The organism is Erythrobacter sp. JB3-1, assembly GCF_057364995.1.
Genome location: NZ_CP200289.1, coordinates 1,706,324 through 1,730,025, shown reverse-complemented (window position 1 = coordinate 1,730,025; position 23,702 = coordinate 1,706,324). Strand labels below are relative to the sequence as shown.

Sequence of the window (23,702 nt, the reverse complement as noted above, 5' to 3'; positions counted from 1 at the left end):
GCTCTAACTCCAGGTCGCTCGCGGGGGCAGGCTCATCAGGATTGCGTCGATATTCCCGCCGGTCTTTAGGCCAAATAGTGTCCCGCGATCATAGACGAGGTTAAACTCGGCATAGAGCCCGCGATATTCGAGCTGCTGGGCGACGTCCTCGTCGCTAAACTCGCTGTCCATCCGGGTGCGCACCAGCTTGGGATAGATGTCTAGGAAGGCTTTGCCGACGTCCTGCGTGAAGGCGAAATTGCGATCAAACGCCGCTTCGTCTTCGCATTCCAAATGGTCGTAGAAAATCCCGCCAACGCCGCGATGTTTCTCGCGGTGGGGAATGTAGAAATAGTCGTCCGCCCATTTCTTGTAACGATCATAATAGGTCGGATTGTGAGCCATGCAGGCCGCGCGCAGGCTGGCGTGGAAAGCCTCGGTGTCTTCTGCGTAAGGGATCGGCGGATTGAGATCCGCCCCGCCGCCGAACCAGGCCTTGCCCGTGGTGAGGAAGCGCGTGTTCATATGAACGGCGGGCACGCGCGGATTGGTCATATGCGCCACGAGCGAAATGCCGGTCGCGGAAAACCCTGGGTTCTCTGCGCTCGCGCCGTTCACTTGGCCGGCAAACTCCTTGCTGAAGCTGCCGCGCACGGTGGAGACATTGACGCCGACCTTCTCAAACACCTTGCCCTTCATCAGGCCCTGGGTGCCGCCGCCGGGATCAGAATTGCCTTCCTCTTCCCGCTCCCAAGGGGTGTATTGAAAGCTCGCATCGGACCCAGCCTCACGCTCGATCGCCTCGAACTCAGCGCAGATTTGGTCGCGCAGACTTTCAAACCAGGCTTTTGCCCGCGCAGTGCTATTCGTCCGATCCATTCCAATCCCCGTTCATCCTGAGCCTGTCGAAGGATTGTCCTCCACTATGCGCGAGGCTCTAGAAGAAAGTACAGCGCTTCGACAAGGCTCTCCTAAGCCTGTCGAAGAACTCATCGCAGACGGAGATTTGAGTTGCCTCGAAAACAAGGATCGTTCATCGACACCCCATGGTTCACCTTTCGTTCGCGCCGTCTGATTTCGCCGCAATGCAATTTGCGGGCAAGGAAATGGTGCTGCTGAAAAACAACGCGCTGTATTGGCCGACGGAGCGCGCCTTGCTGGTCGCGGATCTGCATCTGGAAAAGGGCAGCTTCTATGCGCAGCACGGGCAGATGCTGCCGCCCTATGACAGCCGCGAAACGCTAGAACGGCTGGCGGATAGCGTGAAGGCAACCGGCGCGCGCCGCGTGATCACTCTGGGTGACAATTTCCACGATGATAACGGTACCCACCGGCTCGATCCCTATGCCGCAGGCATGCTGAAATCGCTGACCCGTGCGCTCGATTGGGTGTGGATCACCGGCAATCACGACGAGAATATGCAGCGCTCTTTCGGTGCGGAGCTGACCGAGGAACTGGAGATTGGCGGAATTGTGCTGAGGCATGAGGCAAAGGCGGGCGAGACACAGCCGGAGCTGTCCGGGCATTATCACCCCAAGATGCGCCTAAGGGTGCGCGGCCGCCATATCGCCCGCCCTTGCGGCGTGGTGAGCCGCGGAGAAGCGCGCGCGGACCGGATGATCCTGCCCGCCTTTGGCGCCTATACCGGAGGCATGGACGCAGACGATCCGGTAATTTTGGACGCGCTGAAACCCGCAAGCCGGATCGACGCAGTGCTACCGGCGAAGGGGAAATTGGCACACTTCCCATTATATCGCGCTGCGGCGTAAGACTCATCTGGTATTCGACTGTATTTGCCCTTACATAGCGCGCTGCACACTTTGGCTATTACAGGAGAACACACATAGCCCGTCCACCTCGGCGTTCGATGGCCCCGCCAATCAAAAGCGGCCCTCGCTACGATAATTTCATTCAAGTTCCCAAGGTCCGCGTGATCGACGAAAACGGCGAGAATCTCGGCGTTATGATCACGGCTGAAGCCACCGAGCAGGCCAATGAAGTTGGTCTCAACCTGGTTGAGGTTTCTCCCAATGCAGACCCGCCCGTGTGCAAATTCCTGGATGTCGGCAAGTATCGGTATGAGGCCCAGAAAAAGGCTAATGCCGCGCGTAAGACCCAGAAAACGCAGGACATTAAAGAAGTCAAAATGCGTCCCAACATCGACACGCATGATTATGACGTGAAGATGCGCAATGTGAACAAATTCATCGAGAACGGTGACAAGGTGAAGGTCACCTTGCGTTTTCGCGGGCGTGAAATGGCGCACCAGCATCTGGGCATGGACTTGCTCAAAAAGGTGCAGGCTGACGTCGACGAAATCGCCAAGGTCGAAGCATTCCCGCGCCTCGAAGGCCGGCAAATGCTGATGGTGCTCGCCCCGAAATAGGCGCGAACACTCAAGACAAGACACACAAAGGCGGGCCCTCGAAAGAGCGCTCGCCTTTTGCTTATCCAGCGTGCCCGCCCCTACCGCGCACCGCATTTCTCTGATCCCGCTTGCACTTGCAGGCGATGCGCGCGAGTAATGCGCGACCGCCGCGAGCATTCCAGCGCGCGGCCACTGCACGGGGACCGATAGCCAGTATGAGCGCGCGCATAATTGGCCTGATCCTTGGCCCGCTGGTCTTTGCCATCACCGCGATCACCGCCCCGCCCGCTGGAATGCCGGGCGAAGCGTGGCTGGTCGCGGGCCTGGTCGTATGGATGGCGGCCTGGTGGATGACAGAGGCCGTGCCGCTGACGGTGACGGCGCTGCTGCCGTTCGTGATCCTGCCCTTTAGCGGGGTGTCGACCGCGCGCGAGACGGCCAGCACGTATTATTCACCGATCCTGTTTCTGATCCTGGGCGGCGCGTTTCTGGCGCTGGCGATTGAGCGCACTGGCCTGCACAAGCGCCTGAGCCTGGCGATCCTACGCGTGGTCGGCAAAGGCGGCGGGCAAACGCAATTGCTGCTCGCATTTATGATCTCCGCTGCGCTGCTCTCAATGCTGATTTCCAACACATCGACCAGTCTGATTATGATGCCGATGGCGCTGGCTGTTCTGGCGGGTGGTGAGTTGGGCGCGCGGGATTCCTCTATGGATGCCGGAGCCACCCGCGCCCTCCACCCTTCCACCCGGATCGTATCCGAAAATATTCCGGGTGGAAGGGTGGAGGGCGCGGGTGGCTTGGAAACCTCGCTAGAGAAAAACGGCCTCTCCGGCGCGCTCCCGATGGGTATTGCCTTTGCCGCCAGCATTGGCGGGCTTGGCACCATCGTCGGATCACCCACCAATGCGATTGCCGTCGGCTTGCTCGACACGATGATCGGAGTGGAGATCACGTTTGCGCAGTGGACCCTGTTTGGCCTGCCGATTGTGATCGTCGGCGTGCCGCTCGCCGCGCTGATCATCGCCAAGTTTCAAAAGGTGTCGCAGCACCCGTTTGACGTCGCCGCCGCGCGCGACGCGATTGAGACGGGCACGGCCTGGACCACGCCTGAAAAACGGCTGATCCCGGTCGCCGTCCTAACCTTCCTCGCGTGGATGACATTGCCACTGGTCAAACCGTATTTGCCGGAAGGATCATGGACCAATGGCACCATCGCGATTCTGGCCAGTTTTGCGCTGTTCCTGCTGCCAGATGGCACGGGCCGCGCGCTGCTGAATTGGAAAGAGGCCGACCGCGCGCCTTGGGGCGTGATCATGATGTTTGGCGGCGGATTGGCGCTGGCCGGCGGGATGCAGGCCTCAGGGCTAGCCACATGGCTGGGCGAGGCATTGTTGCCGCTGGAGAACCTGCCGTTGATCGTGGTCGCGCTGTGCGTGGTGGCGATGATCGTGGTGATCACCGAATTCGCCAGCAATGTCGCAACCGCAACCGGCATCATCCCGGTGATCGCGGCGCTGGTGGTGGCGCTGGGCGCGGACCCGCTGCTGCTCGCGATGCCAGCCGCACTGGCGGCCGGCTGGGGCTTTATGCTGCCCGCCGGGACCGGGCCAAACGCGATTGCGTGGTCCACCGGACGGATCAAGATCGAACGGATGGTCGGCGCAGGCCTGATGCTCGATATCGCCGGGATATTCCTGATTGTGGGAATGGTGTGGGGAATTGCGGCGGTGACGTAATTGCCCTTGCTACACCTCCATCATTTGGTGGTGTTTTGGTATTTCAAGGCCAGCGTTATCAATCGCTTCTTTCAACTCTTCCGAAATGCAGAACATGTTATTTATGAAGCGGAGCTCTGACCACAGATGCACTCCCCTCATCCGTTCAGCCGACATTGCAAGGCCACTAAAACTCTTTTTCGTCGGAGGGGAGTTATAGAGTTCAAGCTGATTAGACTTTTCGAAGCAATCTGGATCGCTCGCGCTCGAATCGAAAGCATCAACATACTGACCAACAATCATCAGGAAGAATTCCCGATCTTCACCATCCTTGTCGAACGGATTGGTGACTTCGATTGGGAAGAACTTGTGAATGCCAGGCTCCAGGGAGAGAATTACATCTCGCAAAGCCTTGCTGACGAAGGCCTCGATGCCACCGAAAAAGTCACCCAGCCGGAAATATCTATTGTATGGCTGCGTTACCAACAAGGAACGAGGAACTTGCCACTCTTCTATTTCCAAAACGGGATTATGGTGGGCACCATCAACTGAGTATCTATGAGACGGCCTCGACCATAGGAGAGAGTCAACAAACCGGCTGTAGGAACTGCTACTGCCCATTTGCCCACGGATCTTGTCTTTTTCCTCGTCAGTCAGGCCATGGAAATAGCTATTCAGGCGTAGCTCATACTTGCTCCTTCCATCCTCGTCGGCTTCAAATTCCGCACCTGGCGTAAACCTTCCCGTCGCCGAAGGAGGATAAAAACCCCAAACCATCAAACCATCTCCTGCGCATGCTTGCGCGCGCCGCCCTTACTCGCCAAAACCAACATGACCTTGCTATTCGCCCTTAGTCCGCATCTTCTCCAGCGCTTTTGCATCGACGCTCCGCGCCACAATCAGGTGAATCGCAGGCGTCCTATTGTAGCCATAGAACAATAGCCTTTTCAATTTCCTACACTGGGCCAGTGGTCTAAATTGCCCGCATGCCTTCACCCTCCCCTTTTATCGGAAAAATCGATCGTACGGCGCATTTTGATCGAACGGATTTTTCGCCCAAGACTGTGTTCCAGCCGTTCCAAGCGTGCTTCAGCAGCGGTGAGTTGAGTGAAGAAGGAGATCGCGGATACTGGCACCTCAACCGGTTGCAAGTGCAACCAGTGCGCGATAGGCAGGGCGCATTGCATGGGCCGAGTGGAGAGGCGTTCCTGCGGAGGTTAGGAACGGGGGCTGCTCGGACTGATCAGACCAGCTCCTGCCTTCCTGGGAGCGTGATCAAGGAAGGATGCCGGCCATTATGACCGACGTTATCGACCCCACCAACACTCCGACCCCGCGGCGCAAGCCCAAGCAGCCTAAGACCATGATCGGCGGGCGCGAGATGAAGCCTGCGACCCAGATGATGGGCTATGGCTTTGACCCCGCCCTGTCGGAAGGGTCGCTGAAGGCGCCGATCTTCCTCACCTCCACCTTCGCGTTTGAGAACGCGGCGGCGGGCAAGCGGCATTTCGAAGGGATCACGGGCCAGCGCCCCGGCGGCACGGAGGGCCTGGTCTACTCACGCTTCAACGGGCCCAATCAGGAGATCCTGGAAGACCGGCTGGCGATCTGGGACGGCGCGGAGGATGCGCTCACCTTCTCCAGCGGGATGACCGCGATCTGCATCCTGATGCTGGCGAGCGTGAGCCAAGGCGATGTGATCGTGCATTCCGGCCCGCTCTATGCCGCATCAGAGGGCTTCGTCGCCAAAGTGCTGGCGAAGTTCGGCGTGACTTACGTGGACTTCCCCGCCGGTGCGAGCCGCGAGGAGCTGGACGAGGTGCTCAAACGCGCCAAAGCCCAAGCCAATGCAGGCGGCGGCAAGGTGGCGATGATCTACCTCGAAAGCCCGGCCAACCCGACCAATGCTCTGGTCGATATCGAGGCGGTTCGGGACGCGCGTGATGCGAACCTCGGCGGCGCTCAAGCAGCGGGCGGTAGCGCGCAAGAAAGCGATTGTCCGATTGCGATCGACAACACGTTCCTAGGGCCGCTGTGGCAACGCCCGCTCGATCACGGCGCGGACATCGTGGTCTACTCGCTGACCAAGTATGTCGGTGGCCATTCAGACCTTGTCGCGGGCTCGCTTGCTGGCGCGAAGAAGTGGATGGATCCGGTGCGCGCGCTGCGCAACACGATGGGCGGGATTGTCGATCCGAACACCGCATGGATGCTGCTGCGGTCACTGGAAACGGTTGAGCTGCGGATGCAGCGCGCAGGCGAGAACGCGGCGAAGGTCTGCGCCTTCCTGAAAGCGCATCCCAAGGTGGAGGGCCTCGGCTATCTCGGCTTCATCGACGACCCGCGCCAGCAGGACATCTATGATCGCCATTGCAAGGGCGCGGGCAGCACATTCAGCGTCTTCATCAAAGGCGGCGAGGCAGAGAGCTTCCGCTTCCTCGACAATCTGACAATCGCGAAACTCGCGGTCAGCCTTGGCGGCACAGAGACGCTGGCGAGCCATCCGGCGGCGATGACGCACCTGTCCGTCCCGCCGGAACGCAAGGCGGCGCTGGGCATCACCGACAACCTTGTGCGGATCAGCATCGGGATCGAGGATGCGGACGATCTGATCGCAGACTTCGAGCAGGCCTTGGAGCACGTATGAGGGGAAACCGCCAATGACTGACGCACGCAAGCCCGTATGCCTTGTGATCGGCGCTGGCGCTGGGATCGGCGGGCATACGGCGATGCGCTTTGCCGCCGGTGGCTATCACACCGTGTTGGCGCGGCGCAGCGATGAGGAGGGCCTTGCAAAGCTGGTCAGCCAGATCGAGAACGCGGGTGGTTCAGCCAGCGGCGCCTTGCTCAACGCCACTGAGGATGGATCGATTGAGGAGCTGGTAGAGCGGACCGAGCGCGACATCGGCCCGATCGACACCGCGCTCTACAATCTGGGCGCGCAAATCGGCAATCGCTCTCTAGCCGATACACCGCACCGCGCCTTTGAGCTGGGTTGGAGGCTCGGCACTTACGGCCTGTTCCGGCTCGCTCATGCAGTGCTGCCCGCGATGGCTGAGCGCGGCAAAGGCACGCTGCTCGTCACCTCCGCCACCGCCGCTGTACGCGGCAATGCGGGACAGCACAGTCACGCTGCGGCGATGGGCGGGCGGCGGATGCTGTGCCAAACGCTCAATGCAGAGTTCGGCCCGCAAGGCGTGCATGTGGCGCACATCGTAGTCGATGGTTCGGTCGATGCGCCCGACACTCTGGGCAAGCTGCTGGGCGACAAGTTTGAGGCCTATAAGGCGTCAAAGGGCGAAGACGGCGTGATCGATCCGGCCGCGCTGACGGAGACCTATTGGCACTTGGCGCAGCAGCCCAAGAACTGTTGGACGCATGAGATTGACGCGCGCCCCTGGACCGACACCGCGTGGTGGAATGACAATCCGATTGCGGCGATCAATGCTGTTAAAAAGGAGCTGCCAGGGCCAACGGAGTAGCGCCAATATCACTGCTCAGCGCATGGTGCCTCACCGTCAGGCTCGCCCTTTTGCTTGAAGTACTCACGTACCAATACGCAGGGTATATAGGGTCCTGGTAACAAGGCCGCTTTATAGGTGCCATCGGGACCGCGCTTGTAAATCTCAGATGCCACAGGCGAATAATCAGAGTGGGGTCTTTCGACCAGGATCATCGCGTAGTCACCGGCCTCCGTGATCGAGCGAATGTCACGCTCCGCCAGTGCCTGCCGCCAACGTTCCTTCGTCTGATCGAGACCATAGGTATTAATTTCGCGGCCAAACTGCCTCAGCATGTATTCCGGATTATCGGTCATCTCCGCCGCTGCTGCGAATTCGCCTGCGGCTCCGAGCTTCATTAGCTCTCGCGCGGCCTGTTCGGCTTCATGCTCTGCGATCGGAGTTGCTCGTTCTTCAACAGCGTCATTTGCACCGAGCCCCGTGGGGTTCGTCTGCCCAGTGACCCCGCTCTCTGAACAAGCCGAGAGAAGGCTGGCCAAGAAAAACGTGTTCTTGAATCCGAATATGCTTTGAAAGAAAGCCATTGAGCAAGGTCCATTTAGTGGTTGTCTAAATTGTAGGGACGAGGTTAGATGCAGGCTCAACCCTTCCACTCTCGGCGTTCTTCCGCTTGGCGCAGCACTTCGTAGGACACCTGAATCGCTTGAAATTGCTGCGCTGCTTCTTCGTCGCCTGGCATCACATCGGGATGGACCAGTTTCGCTTTGGCCCGGTACGCTTTCTTGATCGCCGCGAAATCTGCATCCGCCTCTAGCCCAAGCACTTCCAGCGCGCGCATTTCATCATCGCTGCGGCTGCCATCGCCAGAGCCGGTCCAGCCATAATGGCTCGCCTCAGCGTAGCCGGAGTTTTCGCGCTGCTCATCCTTGGCGCGCTTGGCCTTTTCCTCTTTGTCGAGACCTTCAAAATAGTCCCAACCCTTATTGTATTCCGCCGCGTGCTTTTGGCAAAAGTGCCAGCGGTCAGGGCTGTTAGGTGATTTGGGTGCAGGGCAAAGGCCCGGCTCGCCGCAGCCGTGGCGATCGCATTCACGCTGAGTCACCGCCTCGCGCGAGGAATCGTAAGACCTCCAGCGCGGAAAACCCCAGTCGTTTGATCGTCCTTTGCCACTCATGCCGGCTGCCCCGCAGCGGCGCGATCAATGTTGTTTGTCAATGCCATTATTCGCTTAACCTAGGCGCGCTGGCGCACAAAGCAAAGCCAGTAGATTGCTTATGAAGGAAAATTCTGGAACCAGTTGCGTATTGCAATGTTGCATTGCAATAGATCGTTCATATCTGAGCGCTAGAGCGCAGCCGACCATCAATCATAAGTGAGAGACCAAAGACCACCATGAGCCCACAACTCGCCATCTCAAGCGCCTTTGCCACTTTCGCAATGGCTGCGCTGTGCGTCTTGTCGGCGGGCGGCAACATAAACAACGCGTCCGATGCGGCCTTTATGCCGGTGCAGGCCGAGCTTCCTTCGCTCGATCTACCCGCTTCGGATTACTTGCTGCCATAAAGGTGCTGACCCGGCGCGAAGCCGGGCCAGTCCTCTCTATGCACTTTTCAGTTTAGTTGATGACGACGCTGGCCGCGCGGCGGTTCTGCGCCCATGCCTCTGCGTTGGAGCCCAGCGCAACCGGGCGCTCCTTGCCATAGCTGACCGTGCTGATCCGATTGGCGGCAATGCCCAGGCTAACTAGATAATTCTTGGCTGAATTGGCCCGGCGTTCGCCCAGAGCAACGTTGTATTCACGCGTACCGCGCTCATCCGCATGGCCTTCAATTGTGATGGTCACTTGCGAGTACTGGCCGAGATATTGTGCCTGCGTTTGCAACGCGGCGGCATCAGTGCTGTCGATGTTAAATCGGTCCGTGTCGAAATAGACCACGGCATTGCTGCCCACGGCCTGTTCGAAATGCGCCTGTGTTCCAACGCCCGGGACAGACGCCGTGTTCGAGGTGCCGCCGGTTGTCGGCGCAGCCGTTGCTTGCGGGGTCGGTGGCAGTTCCTCTGGGGCCTTTTTAGCGCAGGCGCCGAGCAATGCGGTCGATGAAAGCACGGCGATCGCGATGATACGAGTATTAGGGATAGTCATGGCAAATCCTCTCTGGTTGCCGGCGGGTCGGGGAACCCGGCGGATGGTAAATAACGTATCTTAGGGACGAATGGGTCCCCAAGCAGGGTCTGAGGCATCAACCGGGGTTGGCAGGCGGCGTTCATTACGCCCGGTCAGATCAACCTGATGAAGTCCCGACCGGCCCGAATTGCGCGCCGTGCGGAAGAATTGGATGATGCGGCCATTGGGTGCCCAAGTTGGTGCCTCATCTTGCCATCCGTTTGTCAGCACCCGAAGGTTACGCCCCGCAGGCGTCATGACGGCAATATTAAAGTCGCCTGCGATGCGGGTGAAGGCGATCTGATCACCGCGCGGGCTCCATTCCGGCGTGGCGCAGCGCCCGCCAAAGAAGGTGATCCGCCGCTGGCCCGAACCATCAGCATTCATCACATAGCATTGCTGAGAACCGGAACGATCGCTCTCAAACACGATCTTTTGCCCGTCGGGAGAATAGGAACCGCCCACATCAATTCCGGGCGTATTAGTGAGCCGCACGCTCTGCCCGCCATTGGCCGAAACGCGGTAGATATCCGTGTTGCCATTCACTGCCATCGAATAGAGGATCGATCGGCCATCCGGCGACCAGCGCGGCGCAAGCGTTGGATTGCCCGTGTCCGCCACCAGCTTCTGCTTACCGGTACCGATGTCATAGACATAGATGCGCGGATTTCCGTCGACATAGGACAGATAGAGCGGCTGAGAATAGTCCGGCGAATAGCGCGGCGTCAGCGCGGTCGCGCTGCCTAGGGTCAGGAAACGGTGGTTTGCGCCGTCGCTGTCCATAATCGCGAGCCGCTTGACCCGCTTATCCTTGGGGCCCGTCTCTGCAATGTAAGCGATGCGGCTGTCAAAGAACGGGCTTTCGCCGGTCAGCCGGGCATAGATAAGGTCAGAGCACTTATGCGCGGCGCGGCGCCAATCCGCCGGACGCACGACCCAACCTTCACGGATCAGTTCGTCCTGCAGGGCAACGTCATAAAGATAACAGCCGACGACCAAGCGGCCATCATCACGTGCTCTCACATAGCCCTTCACCAGCATCTCTGCGCCGCGCCCGCTCCAACTGCTCCATGATGGCGCAGTGATCTGAGCAAAGCTCGGTTTGGGCAAAGCGTCAGGTCCGGTCGGCTTGAAGATACCATTATTGCGCAGATTAGAGGTGATCACGCGGGCAATCTCTCCGCCCAGCGCGCCCGTGCCGCTGGCATTGGCCGGGGTCGACCGCTCCCGATCGGTGGCAAAGGCTGGAATGGCGATGCCGAGATCCTGCCAATCGCTCTCGTCAGTGACCGAACCTGTCAGCCCTCCCTCATCAGAGGCGCTCTCTTCAAAGGCGGTTTCAACATTGCCACCTTCGCCCACCGACTCGCCCAAATCCTCGTTTTGGGCGGCAAGCGGGGCTGCGAAAAGAGCCAGCGAAAGTGCGAGATACGATCTCATAGTCATTAAAGCCTTCTGTCGAAACGCCATGAAGAAATGGTCTTCCACCCGTTGTAGAACTGATCGGGCAGATCGAAAGGAGCCGCAAGCTGAATTGCTCGAATCACGCGTTCGCAATGCAAATTCGCTTGGGGCCGATTGGATGGGGTGATGCTGCTACCAACAGTGGTGCATTTGGGGCGGCCACTCAAAGAACCGTCCGGGTTGAGCCGCCAAGAAGCGACCGACACCAATTTTTCGGCATCAACACCCTGCGGCGCGTTCCAATGGGGCCGCAATTGCCGGGTGATCGCAGACCGCAAAGACGCCTGCGCACTCGCGCCAATCTGAGAAGCCGGAATGCGGGTGTCATCCGTGGTCGTTGAGCTGCCAGAACCGGGCAAGAAATCGCTGCCGATCCGGCTGCCGCCGCGCGGGGTCGGGGAGGCTGACGGCGGCGTGCGCGGTGTTTGCGTAGCGCGGGTCGTTGGACGCGTGGTCGGACGCGTCGTTGGCTGGACCGACGGCTGCGTTGGCTCAGGATCGCGTTGCACCTCGCTGGGTAGCTCTTCTGCTGTCGTCGGCGCGGGATCATCGGCCAATGTCGGCGCAATCGCAGCCCGACTATCTACAACGGGATCAGGCGCAGTGGATTCTAGGCTCACCTCGCTGGCCAGGCTCACCGTCATCCGCTCCGGGATAGGCATCGCATCATCACGCACTGGCTGCAGCACCATCACCGCGACAACGCCCACGTGCAGCGCCAGAGCGACCAAAAGGCCGATCCGTTCCTCGCTGCTAAATTGCGCTGGCTGCATGGTCTGCTCGCTCATCACTGCACCGGGCTATGGCGGCGAAACTGAACCGCTGGTGACCAGCGAGATCGAAGAAAAGCCCGCGCGGTTCAATTCACCCATCACAGCCATCACTCTGCCGTAATCAAGCGTGCGGTCGCCGCGCAGCACAATTGCGGGCTGCTGGCCGTCACCGCCGCGATCAATCCGCGCCAAAGCCTCAGGGAAGCCGCCCGGCTCCACCGCTGCATCGTCGATATAGATCACGCCTGCGCCATCGACGGAAATCGTCACCTGCTCCGGCGTCTGATCAATCGGATTGGCGCGGCTTTCCGGCAGCTCAATCGGCACGCCAGAGGCAAGCAGCGGCGCTGTGACCATAAAGATGATCAGCAGCACCAGCATAACGTCGACGAATGGCGTGACATTGATTTCCGCCATTGGCGCACGGCGCGAACGGCGTGATTTGCCTGACGTGGATAGGGAAGCGCCCAAAGTTCAGAACCTTCTCAAACGGGGAAGTGCCAATCGGCTGCGCAGCAGCCGCAAGGGCGCATACCCGCCCGCAGCGACGCGACCTTCAGGTCGCATGAGCGAGGAAATCGCACACCCGGATGGGTGTGCATGAGACAAAAATTGGGTCATGCCTTGTCCAGTTCCCTACTGAGGCCAGCGTGGAAACGGTCTGCAAAACGCTGCAACCGCGCCTCAAACCGGTTCACCCGGTTGCTGAAGCGGTTGTACGCGATGACCGCCGGGATCGCCGCGAACAGGCCGATTGCAGTTGCGAACAGCGCCTCGGAAATGCCTGGTGCAACCACCGCCAGCGACGAGCTTTCCTGAGCGCCGATTTGGAAGAAACTGTTCATGATGCCCCAGACCGTGCCGAACAGGCCAACAAACGGGGCGACTGATCCGGTCGTGGCGAGAAAGTTCAGCCGCGCCGCAAGTTCATCCGCTTCAAAAGCAACCTGGCTCTCCATCGCCGCGCCGATCCGTTGGCGCGCAGCGTCCCGGTCAACGCTGGATGACTGGGTCGACATTTTCCATTCGCGCAGGCCCTTGGCCGCGACGCGGGCAGAGGCGACCTCTTTCTGCGTGCGCTTGCCCAGCACCGCCTCGTGATCGCTCGTCTCAAAGAAATCCTCTTCGTAGCCGCGCGCCTTACGCTCCATCCCGCCGATCCGCAGGCTGAAGGAGACAATGATCATCCACACCCAGATGCTGGCGAGGATCAGCCCCGCCATCACCAATTGCACAACAATGTCGGCATCCAAAAACAGCTCTACCGGGTCGAGCCGGGTTGGCGCAGCAGCAGCGGCGCTCGCCGCAAGCGATGAAAAAATCGTCATTTAGCCTCTTGGTCCATGAAGTTCTGAAAGGCCGCTCGCCAAGCACCAGGCTGGCGCTTTGGGCGACCTTCGAGAGAGATAAAGCCGACACGCAAATGCGCCTCGCACAGGGTTTCTTCGCCGCGTTTTGCGATTTGATGCATGCGGCAACTCGCCGCGCCGAGCTCTGTGCATGTGGTGACAATCACCACATCATCATCAAGTTTGGCCGGGCGCAGATATTTCAGGTTGATCTCAGACACCGCATAGGCGCCCTCATCCGCTTCAATCGCGGCGCGCTGATCAATCTTGAGCATACGCAGCAGGTCAGAGCGCGCACGCTCAAACCAACGCAGATAATTTGCGTGATAGGTAATCCCCGACAGGTCCGTGTCTTCGTAATAGACGCGCACCGCATAAAAGTGGCGCGGCCCATCAAAGGCACCGCCCGGAAAATTCAAAGACTGCGGATTGGGGTTAACCATGGTGCAAACCGTCTAACGCAGCGGAGATTCGCTGGGAAGTGGGCTTTTCACGCTCGGTGATGAATGGCGGTGAAACGAGTCTTATCTGCGATAAGATTGATTACGCGCTGATCATCCGGCCCAGCGGCTGGCCGCCAAAAATGTGCACATGCAGATGCGGCACCTCTTGCCCGCCATGCGCACCGATATTGGCGAGCAGGCGGTACCCCGGCTCGACCAGCCCCTTGGCCCGGGCAACCGCGCCAACCGCGCGGACAAATCCGCCAATCTCCGCGTCCGAAGCCGAAGCCGAAAAATCATCCCAGCCGACATAGCGGCCCTTGGGGATCACCAGCGTGTGGACCTCTGCCTGCGGATTGATGTCTTCAAAGGCGAAGGCCCACTCATCCTCATAGACCTTGGTCGAGGGAATTTCGCCGCGCAGGATCTTGGCGAAGATGTTCGCATCATCATAGGGCAAGGTGGCATCAATCGGCATATTGCTACTCCCGAGAGGCTTTTTCATCGAGGCCAGAGACACCTTCGCGCCGGTCGAGTTCGGCCATCACATCGCCAATCGCCACGCCCTTATGACCCAGCAGCACCATGAGGTGAAATAGCAGATCGGCGGCCTCACCAACCAGCGCATCATCGCCTTCGCTGAGCGCAGCAATAATGGTCTCGGTTGCCTCTTCGCCTAGCTTTTGCGCGATTTTGCCCAGCCCCTTGGCATTGAGACTGGCGACATAGCTCGCATCCGGCGCAGCGTCTGCGCGCGCGGCGATCGTCTGCTCTAGGCGGTCAAGAGTGCTCGGCGTATCCATAGCGCTATCCTTTTGCCTAAACGCCGCGTGCGGGCAAGCCAGCGGCTCTGAGCGCCTCATGCGCTTCAGAGACGGTGTGCTCGCCAAAGTGGAAAATTGAGGCGGCCAAAACCGCGCTCGCATGACCTTTCGTGACGCCTTCAACCAGATGACCGAGAGTGCCCACCCCGCCGCTCGCGATTACGGGCACGCTGACTTTGTCCGCAATTGTGCGGATCAATTCCAGATCATATCCGGCCTTGGTCCCATCGCCGTCCATGCTGGTGACCAACAGCTCACCAGCGCCGAGATCGGCGACTTTCTGGGCATATTCGACGGCATCGATGCCTGTCGGTTTGCGCCCGCCATGGGTGAAAATCTCCCACTGTGGAACCGCCTCACCAATCGGCAGGACAACTCGCCGCGCATCCACACTGGCGACGACGCATTGGCTGCCAAACCGCGCAGCGATCTCGCTTACCAGCTCTGGCCGGGCAACCGCGGCAGAATTTATCGCAACCTTGTCGGCACCTGCGAGCAGCAATTCGCGCGCATCCTCAACGCTGCGGACCCCGCCGCCCACGGTCAGCGGCATAAAGCAAACCTCCGCCGTGCGGCGCACCATATCGAGCAGCGTGCCGCGCCCTTCGTGGCTGGCGGAGATGTCGAGAAAACACAGCTCATCCGCGCCCGCCGCGTCATAGGCGCGCGCTTGCTCAACGGGATCGCCAGCGTCCTTGAGGTCGACAAAATTGACGCCTTTGACAACGCGGCCATCAGCCACGTCGAGACAGGGAATTACGCGGATACGGACGGTCATTGATCAATCTCCTGTGGCGTCGCAAGGTAAACACCCGCTTCAAGGCACTCATCGCCGACACAATCCTCGCCAGATTTGAAGGCGATCAAGCCATAGGGCCACAGAAAGCTTGCGAAAAACGCGCCCGCCATGCCGTAAACCAAGCCGTTCTGTCCAAAGCGCGGCTCGATGAACTTGGTCACCGCTAGAGCAAGCGCGAGAAACACAACGACATTGATCAACGCATACTCAATTGTGCCAACGGTGATCCCCGCAAGGAATGTGAGGCACAAGAAGAGGACGCCCACAAACCGCATGGGTCAGGCCCGCTCCGCCATCGCAATGGCTGCTGCCAGATCAAGCTTGCCTTCGTACAAAGCGCGGCCAGTAATCACGCCTTCGATGCCCTCTTTTGCGTGCAGTGAGAGGACGTGAATGTCGTCCAAGCCCTTTACCCCACCGCTAGCGATCACCGGAATGTCGACCTGCCGCGCCAGCTCCAGCGTCGCATCAATGTTCGCGCCTTTCAGCAAGCCGTCGCGTCCAATATCGGTGAACAGCAGGCTGGCGACGCCCGCGTCTTCGAACCGGCGGGCGAGATCAACCACCGGCACATCAGAGACATCTGACCAGCCCTCGGTCGCAACCATGCCGTCTTTGGCGTCGACTGCGACGACGATGCCGCCTTCCCACTCTCCAGCCATCTCTTTGACAAACTCAGGGTTCTTTAGCGCAGCTGAACCCATTACCACGCGCGAAACGCCGAGCTTAAACCAACCCTCCACGCCGGCTGCATCGCGGATCCCGCCGCCCAATTGCACGTGACCAGGGAAGGCCGCGATGATGGCTTCCACAGCCTCGCGGTTCTCGGTCTGGCCTGCAAAGCTGCCGTCGAGATCGACCACATGCAGGTGCTGCGCGCCTGCCTCGGCAAACAATTGCGCCTGCGCGGCAGGGTTGTCGCCATAGACCGTCGCGCGGTCCATATCGCCCTCGGCCAGGCGCACGACTTCGCCGTTCTTGAGGTCAATGGCAGGAAAAACAATCATGCGGGGTCCCAATTTAGGAAGCGTTCGAGCATTTCCAGCCCATAGGACTGGCTCTTTTCGGGGTGGAATTGCACACCGAGCAAATTATCCTTGGCAACCGCCGCGACAATCCCCTCACCGTGATCGGTCAATGCGGCAATGTGCTGCGGATCTTTGGCGACGAAGTGGTAAGAATGGAGGAAATAGGCCTCGCCCTCCTCAACCACATGATGGCCGCGTGCATGCGGCAACAGAGCGACATCGTTCCAGCCCATATGCGGCACTTTGATCGCCGGGTCTGTCGGTTCGATCAGCCGCACCTCGCCCGGAATCCAGCCAAGTCCGGCGGTTACCCCGTGCTCCAGTCCGCGTGTGCAGAGCAATTGCATGCCCACACAAATGCCTAGGAACGGAGCGCCGCCCACCTGCACGCGCTCCGTCATGGCCTCAACCATGCCGGGAATTGCGCGAAGACCCTCAGCGCAAGCTTTGAACGAGCCAACACCGGGCAGAACGATCCGGTCAGCGGCGCGAACGGTGTTTGTGTCCGCTGTAACATCAACGACCGCGCCAACCGCCTTCAAAGCATTGTGAACGGAATGAAGATTGCCCGCGCCATAATCTATCAGCGCGACTTTTTCGGTCGGCATCACGATGCCTCCCTATTTCCGCACGCCATCCGGCGCGCAATATCCTCGCTCATACGATTGAAAATCGCGTCGCTGCGGGCGGGCGGGCGCCCTTGCGGTTGCTTCGCAGCCGAAACCCCGTCGTTACCCACCGAGCTGTCCCTTGGTGCTGGGGATTGCGCCGGCTTTGCGCGGGTCTTGCTCCACCGCAATGCGCATTGCGCGGGCAAAGCCCTTGTAGATCGCCTCGCAAATGTGGTGGTTGTTCTCACCATACAGAAGCTCAATATGCAGTGTGATCCCTGCAGATTGTGCAATTGATTCAAACCAATGGCGGATCAACTCAGTGTCCCATTCGCCCAACTTCTTTTGCGAGAATTGCGCATTCCATACGCAATAGGGGCGACCAGAGATGTCCAATGCCACCCGCGCCAATGTCTCATCCATCGGGGAGTAAGCACTGCCATAGCGCCCAATCCCAGCCTTATCGCCCAGCGCATCAGACAGTGCCTGGCCCAGCGCAATCGCGCTGTCTTCGGTCGTGTGGTGCTGATCCACATGCAGATCGCCCGCTACCTTCATCGAAACATCGATCAGGGAATGCTTGGAAAATTGCTCGACCATGTGGTCAAGAAATCCAATCCCAGTGGAGATGTCATAAGCGCCGGTGCCATCGAGATTGACCGTAATGGCAATCTCGGTTTCCGCCGTTTTGCGCTCTATCGTGCCTGTGCGAGCTGTTTTTTTCATAAAACGCGCTATAGGCGCACCGCAAATTGACGCAAGCACTCGCACGCCGCCGGGCGTAAGTGCGAACATAAGTTACCAATTTGCTTGACCAGCGCGGCGCGGCTCGCCACCCTTTAAGCATAATGACCGAAGACACCCCCGATAGCCTGATCCCTTATGATGAGATCGTCCAAGAGGCACTGCGCGCCGTGGTTGGCCGCGTGCTTGGCGAAATCGTCGCTGGCGGCAGCGAGCTGCCTGGCACGCATCATTTCTACATCACCTTCAAAACCGAGGCGCCCGGCGTTTCGATCCCGCCGCATCTGCGTGAGCGGTTCCCTGATGAAATGACCATCGTGCTGCAAAATAAGTTCTGGGAGTTGGAAGTCACCGACGAAGGCTTCTCCGTGGGTCTGTCGTTCAATCAGATCCCTGCGAAACTGTCCGTGCCGTTTGCCGCGATCACCGCATTTGTTGATCCAGCGGTCGACTTCGGCCTGCAGTTTCAGGCGACCGTCGCCGATATGGCTCCCGAAGAGCATGAGGACGCAGAAAACGACCTTATCGAAAGCGGCGGCGAGGAAGCGGCCGAGGGCGCTGATGATGGCTCGAACGTGGTCACAGTGGATTTCGGGCGCAAGAAATAGCCGCCCTGCCCTATGGCAATGCGGATCAATGGCGCCCGCCGTGCATTGAGTGGATAATGAGCAGCTTGAAAAAACCATCGCAGGACTTGGTCCCAGTCTCGGCATCTGATGACGAGTGCGGCGAGGTACGCGTGCTCGGCCCCAGCACCAATCCGGCGACGAACCTGCTGATCGCGGACATTGTGCTGCGCGGGGCCTCCAGTCTTTTTCGCAAGCAGGCCGAAAAAGGCATCGTCAGCACCAGCGAAGACGAGCAAGGCGCGCGCGATATGCTGGATGGGCGCGGAATCTTGACCACTCTGGCGCTATATGGCGCAAGCAAACTTGCGACGCGCTCTGTGCCCGGCCTCGCGATTGTGGCGGGCGGGTTGCTGGCCAAGACGCTGTATGATCGCGGAAAATCGATCGAGCTTGGGCGCAGCGCGCGCTCAAAAAAGGCGCAAGCGAACCCCTGGACTAAGACCAATCTCGTCCGAGCGCAGTCACAAGACTTGATTTAACCGCCCAGTTTGCGGCATCGGGCCGCATGGGCGAAACACCACAGCATACCAATGATGATCCCGGCCACCTCAACCGCCGCGGTTTAATGTTCATTCTTTCCTCGCCATCGGGCGCGGGCAAGACGACTTTGTCGCGCATGCTGCTCGAGGCGGATCCCGAAATCGCTTTGTCCGTCTCGGCCACCACGCGCCCGCCGCGCAAGGGCGAGATTGACGGCGTGCATTATCATTTCGTCTCGGACGCAAAGTTTGATCAAATGGTCGAAGAGGACGACTTTTACGAATGGGCCCCGGTGTTCGATCACCGCTATGGAACGCCCAAAGGTTTGATCCGCAACGCCTTGAAAGAGGGGCAGGATTTCCTGTTCGACATTGATTGGCAGGGCACTCAGCAGCTCTATCAAAAGGACCAGCAGGACGTCGTCAGCGTGTTTATCTTGCCGCCAAGTCTAGAAGAGCTGCGCCGCCGCCTGGAAGAACGCGCCACCGATAGCGGCGATGTAATCGACGGCCGGATGGAGCGCGCGCGCGGCGAGATCAGCCACTGGGCCGAATATGACTATGTCGTAGTCAATGATGATGTCGATGCGTGCTTTGCCAAGGTCCGCGAAATTCTGGACGCAGAACGCATGCGCCGCACGCGGCAGACGGGTCTCATCCCGTTTGTGCGCGAACTGATGGGGTGAGGCGGTCCCGCTTGGCCGCAAACGACGACAGCCCTAAATCGTATTGCGGTCTTCCAATTGCTCCAGCAGTTCCTTGAGCTGCTCGCCGAGAATAGCACCGCTGTCGCCGCCACCGTAATTCAGCGCGCCGCTTGAGAAGGTCGTGCCAAACGTTTCGGCAAGAGCATGGGTCTGTAGCACGCCTGAAGCGAAATCGCGCGTGGTCAGCGTGTCGAGGGGATGGATATAGGCGCCCCACACTAGGTTCTGCGCCACTGCATACCGTGCATCGAGAGCGGTATCGAAATTCGCCTGCATCAGGCGCTCCATCGCACCCTCTGGCAAATCGGAAACGGCGGCAATCGGAGTAATCACTCGCATACGGCCTTGGCTGATATCAGTGACCACCAGAATGCTGCGCTCCTCGAGCGTAAACTGCCAAGAATTGCCGGTGCGCTGCGCGTCGCCATCGAGCGCGCCGATTACCTCATCCATCTGATCGAGCACAGCTTTGAGCTCTTCGCTGATTTCTGGCGCCGCCTCAGGGGTCTCGCCATTTTCAGGCGCGGGCTCGCTAAAATCAGGGGCCGGTTCTGCGTCCTGCGCATCGGCATAGGGTGCCGCCGCAATGCCTAGCCCTAGAAAGATCGCGAGCGATGCCGCCTGAATAAGCTGATAGCGGCGTTTGTATTTGGGCATGGTGTAATCCTCCGGCAGACGCTTCTCTTACATGTCAGTTCGAGGGGCGTGTGCCGAAGGTTACAAGTCTTGAAGCCGTAAAGGCTGTGATTAGCCAGCAGGATCGTTGAACATGCTCGGCAGCGCGGCGTTCACAACCCCGCCATCAACCGTCACTGTATCGCCAACCACATAATCGCCAGCGCGGCTGCAAAGGTAGATGGCAGCCGCCGCCATATCTTCCTTCGTGCCGACGCGTTTCGACGGAATCATCGCAGCCGATGCATCAGGCGCATTCTTGGCCGCCTTGTTCATCTCGCTTGGGAAGGCTCCAGGCGCGATCGAGGTGACGATGATATTGTCTTGGATCAGACGCGCGGCCATCCGCTTGGTCAGCTGGATGACGGCGGCTTTCGATGCCTGATACGGATATGTTTCCCACGGATTGATGCGCTGTCCATCAATGGACGAGACGTGGATCACCTTTGCCGGGTGATCGCCCTTGCCGCCTGCAACCAGCAGATCATGCAGCTTTTGCGTGAGGAAAAACGGCGTTTTGACATTCAGATCCATCGTGCGGTGCCAGCCCGCTTCGCTGAATTCCAGATAAGGTTGGCCCCAGGCAGCGCCAGCATTGTTGATCAGAATATCAAGCTTGTCCTCGCGCTTCGCCATTTCATCGGCGAGGCTCTGGATGCCATCCATCTGGCTGAGGTCAGCGGGAATGCCGATCACTTTGTCTTCGCCAAACTCGGCGATGGTTTCCTGCATCTGCTCAACCTTGCGCGCGGAGATGTAAACCCGCGCGCAGCCCGCGGACAGCAGGCCCTCAACAAACATCTTGCCAATGCCGCGACTGCCACCGGTCACCAGAGCAACGCGGCCGTTAAGGCCAAACAGGGCGTTCATATCCATCATAATTCTTGCTCCAATTGGAAGGCTTAGTAGCCGCTCATCTCAGCCACACGGCCAGCATGGTAATAGGCATCACCAAGGAATTCGCTGAGCGCGCGGTCGCGCTTCATATAGAGGCCGATGTCATATTCGTCGGTCATGCCAATGCCGCCGTGCATTTGCACACCTTCGCGCACGGCCAGTCCTGCTGTTTGTGAGACTTTCGCCTTGGCAACCGATGCCATCAGGTCAGCATTTTCGCTGTCGCCATCGAGCAATTGCTGCGCCTTGATCACGGAAGCCCGCGCAATTTCGACCTCGGAATAGAGGTGACTTGCGCGGTGCTGCAGCGCTTGAAACTCTCCAATCAGCTTGCCGAATTGCTTGCGCTGCTTGAGGTATTCGACGGTCATATCCATCGCGCCGCTGGCCACGCCAACCCCCTCTGCAGCTGCGCCGACGCGCCCTGCCTTCAGCATGGCGTTGAGCACTTCGCGTCCGCCATCAACTTCGCCAATAACTGCGTCACCATCCAGCTCTACGCCATTAAAGGTGGTGTGGGTCGCAACGGAACTGTCGACTAGGCGAACCGCATCGTGGCTCATATTTGCCGCGTCCTTGGGCACAGCAAACAGAGTAATGCCGTCTTCGTCATCATCGCTGCCGCTGGTGCGAGCCGCGACAACGATCATATCGGAGCTTGCGCCGTGGATGACGAAATCTTTCTGGCCGGAAAGCTTGAAGCCATTACCTGACTTTTCAGCGCGCATTTTAATCCGCTCGGGGCGGTGCTTTGCGCCTTCATCAATCGCCACGGCAAACACGCTCTTGCCTTCGATCAGGCCGGGCAAATAGCGTCCGCGCAGATCGCTGGAACCGTGGTTCAGCGCGGTGGCAGCCAAGACTGAGCTGGTCAGAAACGGCGAAGGCGACAGATTGCGTCCGATCTCTTCGAGAACAATACCTGCCTCAACATGGCCCATGCCAAGCCCGCCATCTTCTTCGCCAACAAGAATGCGGGTGAAGCCCATTTCGCCAAACTGCTCCCACAGCGCATGGCCAAATCCATCCGGGCAATCACGGTCTCTCCAATGGCGCAATTGCTTGGCAATATTGCCTTCGTCGGCCATAAATTGGCGAGCGCTGTCGGCCAGCATGGCCTGGTCGTCATTCTGGTAAAGGGGCATAGTCCCTTGATCCTCTCATACATTCATTCGTGCGGGCCGCCCGCGCAAATTGCGGAGCGGCCATGTGTGCTTGAGCTTTCGGTTAAGAACCGGGCAGGTCGAGAATGCGCTTGGAAATCACATTAAGCATGACTTCCGATGTACCGCCCTCAATCGAGTTCGCCTTGGTCCGCAACCAGTTGCGAGATGGCTTGCCGCCGCTCGTTTCCTCGCTTTCCCATTCGAGACTGCGCGAGCCGCCAGCCGACATCATCAGCTCGTGGCGGCGCTTGTTGAGTTCAGTTCCCACGTATTTCATCATGTTCGGCTGGGCAGGATGCGCCTTGCCAACCTTGATTTCGTCGAGGAATTTCTCGCCCATCGCGCCGTAAGCCAATGCATCAACGTCGAACATCGCCAGCTCTGCGCGCAGTACCGGGTCTAGCTCGCCAGCGTGGCGCTTCATGGCCGCGCCAATCGTGCCGGTGTTGCCGCCGTCGGCCCCGGAAATCATTTCGCGCTCATGGCCGAGCAGATATTTCGCCACGTCCCAGCCGCGATTAACCTCGCCCACTTGTGCAGGCAGACCTTCGCCATAGCTCTTGGGCACCTTCACATTGTCCATGAAGGTTTCGCAGAACGGCGAGTTGCCGCTGATCAGCTTGATCGGCTTGGTCGAACAGCCTTCGCTTTCCATGTCGAACAGCATGAAGGTGATGCCTTGATACTTGTTCTCTTTGTCAGTTCGCACCAGGCAGAAAATCCAGTCGGCTTGGTCAGCATAGCTGGTCCAAACCTTCTGACCGTTCACAACCCAGTGATCGCCTTTGTCTTCGCCAAAGGTTTGCAGGCTGACCAAATCGCTGCCTGAACCTGGCTCTGAATAGCCCTGGCACCAGCGGATTTCGCCGCGTGCGATCTCACCCAGAAAATGCTTCTTTTGCTCTTCCGTACCGAAGTGCAGCAGCGCTGGGCCAAGCATCCAAATGCCAAAGCTAGAAAGCGGCGGGCGCGCATTTATGCGGCTCATTTCCTGACGCAGGACCTTGGCCTCTTCGGGCGCGAGGCCTGCGCCGCCATATTCTTTCGGCCAAGCTGGAACCGTGTAGCCTTTCGCAAGGCACGCATCGAACCACGCCTTTTGCGCGTCATTCTTGAAGGTTGCCCGGCGGCCGCCCCAATAAATGTCGCCTTCATCGCGGACAGGTTCGCGCATCTCAGCCGGGCAGTTCGCCTCCAGCCATGCGCGGGTTTCTTGGCGGAATTGTTCTAGATCGGACATGTCGCCGATTCTCCTCTCAACTAAGCTCCCACTTGACGCTTACGTTATGGTCATTTGCCCCACGGCTGCAAGCATAGAAATTCGATTGATCGGATGCCGTAACGTCAAGCGGTTTCGATTGACGCGCACAGCGCTTAGCTTACGCTTGCGTCAGGAGTTTGGGAGAACTTTGTGATCAGATTCG

The 23,702-nt window shown here is 59.1% G+C and carries 30 protein-coding genes; 9 read left to right on the top strand and 21 right to left on the bottom strand.

Annotated features, from left to right (window positions below; all coding sequences use genetic code 11):
• Positions 1 to 3: 3 nt before the first annotated feature.
• A complete protein-coding gene (hemF, locus tag AC0V6M_RS08295; protein WP_486138345.1) occupies positions 4 to 858 on the bottom strand; it encodes an oxygen-dependent coproporphyrinogen oxidase in 855 nt (284 codons plus the stop codon).
• Between the two features lie 167 nt (positions 859 to 1,025).
• Here hemF and pdeM point away from each other — a divergent pair, with 167 nt between their 5' ends.
• The 3 genes from pdeM (at position 1,026) to AC0V6M_RS08280 (ending at position 4,086) form a co-directional block, all read left to right on the top strand.
• Complete coding sequence (gene pdeM, locus AC0V6M_RS08290) at positions 1,026 to 1,748, top strand: ligase-associated DNA damage response endonuclease PdeM (protein WP_486138344.1); 723 nt, start codon at positions 1,026 to 1,028, stop codon at positions 1,746 to 1,748.
• A 98-nt stretch (positions 1,749 to 1,846) separates the two neighbouring features.
• Positions 1,847 to 2,365 carry a translation initiation factor IF-3 gene (infC, locus tag AC0V6M_RS08285; RefSeq protein ID WP_472643072.1) on the top strand — a complete coding sequence of 173 codons (519 nt, stop codon included), beginning with the start codon at positions 1,847 to 1,849 and terminating at the stop codon, positions 2,363 to 2,365.
• A 197-nt stretch (positions 2,366 to 2,562) separates the two neighbouring features.
• Positions 2,563 to 4,086 carry an SLC13 family permease gene (locus AC0V6M_RS08280; protein ID WP_486138343.1) on the top strand — a complete coding sequence of 508 codons (1,524 nt, stop codon included), beginning with the start codon at positions 2,563 to 2,565 and terminating at the stop codon, positions 4,084 to 4,086.
• 9 nt (positions 4,087 to 4,095) lie between these two features.
• On the opposite strand, the gene AC0V6M_RS08275 is transcribed toward AC0V6M_RS08280, so the two are convergent.
• Positions 4,096 to 4,842 (bottom strand): imm11 family protein, encoded by a 747-nt coding sequence (locus AC0V6M_RS08275; protein WP_486138342.1) that lies wholly within the window; start codon positions 4,840 to 4,842, stop codon positions 4,096 to 4,098.
• A gap of 520 nt (positions 4,843 to 5,362) precedes the next feature.
• On the opposite strand from AC0V6M_RS08275, the gene AC0V6M_RS08270 reads away from it, so the two are divergent.
• Together AC0V6M_RS08270 and AC0V6M_RS08265 are read left to right on the top strand one after the other, a co-directional pair.
• Positions 5,363 to 6,712 carry a cystathionine gamma-synthase family protein gene (locus AC0V6M_RS08270; protein WP_486138341.1) on the top strand — a complete coding sequence of 450 codons (1,350 nt, stop codon included), beginning with the start codon at positions 5,363 to 5,365 and terminating at the stop codon, positions 6,710 to 6,712.
• Between the two features lie 13 nt (positions 6,713 to 6,725).
• Positions 6,726 to 7,547, top strand: coding sequence for an SDR family NAD(P)-dependent oxidoreductase (locus tag AC0V6M_RS08265; protein ID WP_486138340.1), 822 nt, complete (start codon positions 6,726 to 6,728; stop codon positions 7,545 to 7,547).
• A gap of 8 nt (positions 7,548 to 7,555) precedes the next feature.
• On the opposite strand, the gene AC0V6M_RS08260 is transcribed toward AC0V6M_RS08265, so the two are convergent.
• Both AC0V6M_RS08260 and AC0V6M_RS08255 read right to left on the bottom strand, forming a co-directional pair.
• Complete coding sequence (locus AC0V6M_RS08260; RefSeq protein WP_486138339.1) at positions 7,556 to 8,110, bottom strand: hypothetical protein; 555 nt, start codon at positions 8,108 to 8,110, stop codon at positions 7,556 to 7,558.
• A gap of 56 nt (positions 8,111 to 8,166) precedes the next feature.
• Positions 8,167 to 8,700 (bottom strand): J domain-containing protein, encoded by a 534-nt coding sequence (locus AC0V6M_RS08255; protein WP_486138338.1) that lies wholly within the window; start codon positions 8,698 to 8,700, stop codon positions 8,167 to 8,169.
• Between the two features lie 218 nt (positions 8,701 to 8,918).
• Here AC0V6M_RS08255 and AC0V6M_RS08250 point away from each other — a divergent pair, with 218 nt between their 5' ends.
• Positions 8,919 to 9,089 (top strand): hypothetical protein, encoded by a 171-nt coding sequence (locus tag AC0V6M_RS08250; RefSeq protein WP_486138337.1) that lies wholly within the window; start codon positions 8,919 to 8,921, stop codon positions 9,087 to 9,089.
• A gap of 52 nt (positions 9,090 to 9,141) precedes the next feature.
• On the opposite strand, the gene pal is transcribed toward AC0V6M_RS08250, so the two are convergent.
• The 13 genes from pal to hisB all read right to left on the bottom strand — a co-directional run bounded on the left by pal (position 9,142) and on the right by hisB (position 17,707).
• Positions 9,142 to 9,669 carry a peptidoglycan-associated lipoprotein Pal gene (gene pal, locus AC0V6M_RS08245; protein WP_486138336.1) on the bottom strand — a complete coding sequence of 176 codons (528 nt, stop codon included), beginning with the start codon at positions 9,667 to 9,669 and terminating at the stop codon, positions 9,142 to 9,144.
• Between the two features lie 60 nt (positions 9,670 to 9,729).
• On the bottom strand, positions 9,730 to 11,136 hold the full coding sequence (gene tolB / locus AC0V6M_RS08240) for a Tol-Pal system beta propeller repeat protein TolB (RefSeq protein ID WP_486138335.1): 1,407 nt from the start codon (positions 11,134 to 11,136) through the stop codon (positions 9,730 to 9,732).
• Positions 11,136 to 11,942 carry an energy transducer TonB gene (locus AC0V6M_RS08235; protein ID WP_486138334.1) on the bottom strand — a complete coding sequence of 269 codons (807 nt, stop codon included), beginning with the start codon at positions 11,940 to 11,942 and terminating at the stop codon, positions 11,136 to 11,138. The genes tolB and AC0V6M_RS08235 overlap by 1 nt, the downstream gene beginning before the upstream one ends.
• A 12-nt stretch (positions 11,943 to 11,954) precedes the next feature.
• Positions 11,955 to 12,398: an ExbD/TolR family protein gene (locus tag AC0V6M_RS08230; RefSeq protein ID WP_486138333.1), complete on the bottom strand. Its 444-nt coding sequence runs from the start codon at positions 12,396 to 12,398 to the stop codon at positions 11,955 to 11,957.
• Between the two features lie 146 nt (positions 12,399 to 12,544).
• On the bottom strand, positions 12,545 to 13,255 hold the full coding sequence (tolQ, locus tag AC0V6M_RS08225) for a protein TolQ (RefSeq protein WP_472643085.1): 711 nt from the start codon (positions 13,253 to 13,255) through the stop codon (positions 12,545 to 12,547).
• The gene (locus AC0V6M_RS08220) at positions 13,252 to 13,719 is read right to left on the bottom strand and encodes a YbgC/FadM family acyl-CoA thioesterase (RefSeq protein ID WP_486138332.1); all 468 of its coding nucleotides are present in this window, start codon (positions 13,717 to 13,719) and stop codon (positions 13,252 to 13,254) included. The genes tolQ and AC0V6M_RS08220 overlap by 4 nt, the downstream gene beginning before the upstream one ends.
• A gap of 100 nt (positions 13,720 to 13,819) precedes the next feature.
• A complete protein-coding gene (locus tag AC0V6M_RS08215; RefSeq protein ID WP_486139594.1) occupies positions 13,820 to 14,197 on the bottom strand; it encodes a histidine triad nucleotide-binding protein in 378 nt (125 codons plus the stop codon).
• 4 nt (positions 14,198 to 14,201) lie between these two features.
• Positions 14,202 to 14,522, bottom strand: a complete 321-nt coding sequence (locus tag AC0V6M_RS08210) for a phosphoribosyl-ATP diphosphatase (protein WP_486138331.1) — start codon at positions 14,520 to 14,522, stop codon at positions 14,202 to 14,204.
• A gap of 16 nt (positions 14,523 to 14,538) precedes the next feature.
• Complete coding sequence (hisF, locus tag AC0V6M_RS08205; protein WP_486138330.1) at positions 14,539 to 15,321, bottom strand: imidazole glycerol phosphate synthase subunit HisF; 783 nt, start codon at positions 15,319 to 15,321, stop codon at positions 14,539 to 14,541.
• Positions 15,318 to 15,617 (bottom strand): hypothetical protein, encoded by a 300-nt coding sequence (locus tag AC0V6M_RS08200; protein WP_486138329.1) that lies wholly within the window; start codon positions 15,615 to 15,617, stop codon positions 15,318 to 15,320. The genes hisF and AC0V6M_RS08200 overlap by 4 nt, the downstream gene beginning before the upstream one ends.
• A gap of 3 nt (positions 15,618 to 15,620) precedes the next feature.
• On the bottom strand, positions 15,621 to 16,349 hold the full coding sequence (gene hisA / locus AC0V6M_RS08195) for a 1-(5-phosphoribosyl)-5-[(5-phosphoribosylamino)methylideneamino]imidazole-4-carboxamide isomerase (protein ID WP_486138328.1): 729 nt from the start codon (positions 16,347 to 16,349) through the stop codon (positions 15,621 to 15,623).
• Positions 16,346 to 16,978, bottom strand: coding sequence for an imidazole glycerol phosphate synthase subunit HisH (hisH, locus tag AC0V6M_RS08190; RefSeq protein ID WP_486138327.1), 633 nt, complete (start codon positions 16,976 to 16,978; stop codon positions 16,346 to 16,348). The genes hisA and hisH overlap by 4 nt, the downstream gene beginning before the upstream one ends.
• 123 nt (positions 16,979 to 17,101) lie before the next feature.
• Entirely contained in the window at positions 17,102 to 17,707 is a 606-nt protein-coding gene (gene hisB, locus AC0V6M_RS08185; RefSeq protein WP_486138326.1) for an imidazoleglycerol-phosphate dehydratase HisB, read from the bottom strand.
• Positions 17,708 to 17,829: 122 nt separating this feature from the next.
• Between hisB and AC0V6M_RS08180 the strand changes: the two genes are divergently transcribed.
• From AC0V6M_RS08180 to gmk, 3 genes are read left to right on the top strand one after another with little or no spacing between them, the layout of a single operon-like run.
• Complete coding sequence (locus AC0V6M_RS08180) at positions 17,830 to 18,333, top strand: SspB family protein (RefSeq protein WP_486138325.1); 504 nt, start codon at positions 17,830 to 17,832, stop codon at positions 18,331 to 18,333.
• Between the two features lie 56 nt (positions 18,334 to 18,389).
• Complete coding sequence (locus tag AC0V6M_RS08175) at positions 18,390 to 18,833, top strand: hypothetical protein (RefSeq protein WP_486138324.1); 444 nt, start codon at positions 18,390 to 18,392, stop codon at positions 18,831 to 18,833.
• 26 nt (positions 18,834 to 18,859) lie between these two features.
• Positions 18,860 to 19,519: a guanylate kinase gene (gene gmk, locus AC0V6M_RS08170; protein WP_486138323.1), complete on the top strand. Its 660-nt coding sequence runs from the start codon at positions 18,860 to 18,862 to the stop codon at positions 19,517 to 19,519.
• Positions 19,520 to 19,552: 33 nt separating this feature from the next.
• Here gmk and AC0V6M_RS08165 read toward each other — a convergent pair whose 3' ends face one another.
• The 4 genes from AC0V6M_RS08165 to AC0V6M_RS08150 all read right to left on the bottom strand — a co-directional run bounded on the left by AC0V6M_RS08165 (position 19,553) and on the right by AC0V6M_RS08150 (position 23,518).
• Positions 19,553 to 20,197: a hypothetical protein gene (locus tag AC0V6M_RS08165; RefSeq protein ID WP_486138322.1), complete on the bottom strand. Its 645-nt coding sequence runs from the start codon at positions 20,195 to 20,197 to the stop codon at positions 19,553 to 19,555.
• 90 nt (positions 20,198 to 20,287) lie between these two features.
• Positions 20,288 to 21,091 (bottom strand): SDR family oxidoreductase, encoded by an 804-nt coding sequence (locus AC0V6M_RS08160; protein WP_486139593.1) that lies wholly within the window; start codon positions 21,089 to 21,091, stop codon positions 20,288 to 20,290.
• A 26-nt stretch (positions 21,092 to 21,117) separates the two neighbouring features.
• On the bottom strand, positions 21,118 to 22,257 hold the full coding sequence (locus AC0V6M_RS08155) for an acyl-CoA dehydrogenase family protein (RefSeq protein ID WP_486138321.1): 1,140 nt from the start codon (positions 22,255 to 22,257) through the stop codon (positions 21,118 to 21,120).
• 82 nt (positions 22,258 to 22,339) lie between these two features.
• Complete coding sequence (locus tag AC0V6M_RS08150) at positions 22,340 to 23,518, bottom strand: acyl-CoA dehydrogenase family protein (protein WP_486138320.1); 1,179 nt, start codon at positions 23,516 to 23,518, stop codon at positions 22,340 to 22,342.
• Between the last annotated feature and the right edge of the window lie 184 nt (positions 23,519 to 23,702).

What these genes read in the sequence shown, in the direction of transcription:
- hemF (WP_486138345.1), bottom strand. Translation starts at nt 858, where the DNA reads ATGGATCGGACGAATAGCACTGCGCGGGCAAAAGCCTGGTTTGAAAGT.
- pdeM (WP_486138344.1), top strand. Translation starts at nt 1,026, where the DNA reads ATGGTTCACCTTTCGTTCGCGCCGTCTGATTTCGCCGCAATGCAATTT.
- infC (WP_472643072.1), top strand. Translation starts at nt 1,847, where the DNA reads ATGGCCCCGCCAATCAAAAGCGGCCCTCGCTACGATAATTTCATTCAA.
- AC0V6M_RS08280 (WP_486138343.1), top strand. Translation starts at nt 2,563, where the DNA reads ATGAGCGCGCGCATAATTGGCCTGATCCTTGGCCCGCTGGTCTTTGCC.
- AC0V6M_RS08275 (WP_486138342.1), bottom strand. Translation starts at nt 4,842, where the DNA reads ATGGTTTGGGGTTTTTATCCTCCTTCGGCGACGGGAAGGTTTACGCCA.
- AC0V6M_RS08270 (WP_486138341.1), top strand. Translation starts at nt 5,363, where the DNA reads ATGACCGACGTTATCGACCCCACCAACACTCCGACCCCGCGGCGCAAG.
- AC0V6M_RS08265 (WP_486138340.1), top strand. Translation starts at nt 6,726, where the DNA reads ATGACTGACGCACGCAAGCCCGTATGCCTTGTGATCGGCGCTGGCGCT.
- AC0V6M_RS08260 (WP_486138339.1), bottom strand. Translation starts at nt 8,110, where the DNA reads ATGGCTTTCTTTCAAAGCATATTCGGATTCAAGAACACGTTTTTCTTG.
- AC0V6M_RS08255 (WP_486138338.1), bottom strand. Translation starts at nt 8,700, where the DNA reads ATGAGTGGCAAAGGACGATCAAACGACTGGGGTTTTCCGCGCTGGAGG.
- AC0V6M_RS08250 (WP_486138337.1), top strand. Translation starts at nt 8,919, where the DNA reads ATGAGCCCACAACTCGCCATCTCAAGCGCCTTTGCCACTTTCGCAATG.
- pal (WP_486138336.1), bottom strand. Translation starts at nt 9,669, where the DNA reads ATGACTATCCCTAATACTCGTATCATCGCGATCGCCGTGCTTTCATCG.
- tolB (WP_486138335.1), bottom strand. Translation starts at nt 11,136, where the DNA reads ATGACTATGAGATCGTATCTCGCACTTTCGCTGGCTCTTTTCGCAGCC.
- AC0V6M_RS08235 (WP_486138334.1), bottom strand. Translation starts at nt 11,942, where the DNA reads ATGAGCGAGCAGACCATGCAGCCAGCGCAATTTAGCAGCGAGGAACGG.
- tolQ (WP_472643085.1), bottom strand. Translation starts at nt 13,255, where the DNA reads ATGACGATTTTTTCATCGCTTGCGGCGAGCGCCGCTGCTGCTGCGCCA.
- AC0V6M_RS08220 (WP_486138332.1), bottom strand. Translation starts at nt 13,719, where the DNA reads ATGGTTAACCCCAATCCGCAGTCTTTGAATTTTCCGGGCGGTGCCTTT.
- AC0V6M_RS08215 (WP_486139594.1), bottom strand. Translation starts at nt 14,197, where the DNA reads ATGCCGATTGATGCCACCTTGCCCTATGATGATGCGAACATCTTCGCC.
- AC0V6M_RS08210 (WP_486138331.1), bottom strand. Translation starts at nt 14,522, where the DNA reads ATGGATACGCCGAGCACTCTTGACCGCCTAGAGCAGACGATCGCCGCG.
- hisF (WP_486138330.1), bottom strand. Translation starts at nt 15,321, where the DNA reads ATGACCGTCCGTATCCGCGTAATTCCCTGTCTCGACGTGGCTGATGGC.
- AC0V6M_RS08200 (WP_486138329.1), bottom strand. Translation starts at nt 15,617, where the DNA reads ATGCGGTTTGTGGGCGTCCTCTTCTTGTGCCTCACATTCCTTGCGGGG.
- hisA (WP_486138328.1), bottom strand. Translation starts at nt 16,349, where the DNA reads ATGATTGTTTTTCCTGCCATTGACCTCAAGAACGGCGAAGTCGTGCGC.
- hisH (WP_486138327.1), bottom strand. Translation starts at nt 16,978, where the DNA reads ATGCCGACCGAAAAAGTCGCGCTGATAGATTATGGCGCGGGCAATCTT.
- hisB (WP_486138326.1), bottom strand. Translation starts at nt 17,707, where the DNA reads ATGAAAAAAACAGCTCGCACAGGCACGATAGAGCGCAAAACGGCGGAA.
- AC0V6M_RS08180 (WP_486138325.1), top strand. Translation starts at nt 17,830, where the DNA reads ATGACCGAAGACACCCCCGATAGCCTGATCCCTTATGATGAGATCGTC.
- AC0V6M_RS08175 (WP_486138324.1), top strand. Translation starts at nt 18,390, where the DNA reads ATGAGCAGCTTGAAAAAACCATCGCAGGACTTGGTCCCAGTCTCGGCA.
- gmk (WP_486138323.1), top strand. Translation starts at nt 18,860, where the DNA reads ATGGGCGAAACACCACAGCATACCAATGATGATCCCGGCCACCTCAAC.
- AC0V6M_RS08165 (WP_486138322.1), bottom strand. Translation starts at nt 20,197, where the DNA reads ATGCCCAAATACAAACGCCGCTATCAGCTTATTCAGGCGGCATCGCTC.
- AC0V6M_RS08160 (WP_486139593.1), bottom strand. Translation starts at nt 21,091, where the DNA reads ATGGATATGAACGCCCTGTTTGGCCTTAACGGCCGCGTTGCTCTGGTG.
- AC0V6M_RS08155 (WP_486138321.1), bottom strand. Translation starts at nt 22,257, where the DNA reads ATGCCCCTTTACCAGAATGACGACCAGGCCATGCTGGCCGACAGCGCT.
- AC0V6M_RS08150 (WP_486138320.1), bottom strand. Translation starts at nt 23,518, where the DNA reads ATGTCCGATCTAGAACAATTCCGCCAAGAAACCCGCGCATGGCTGGAG.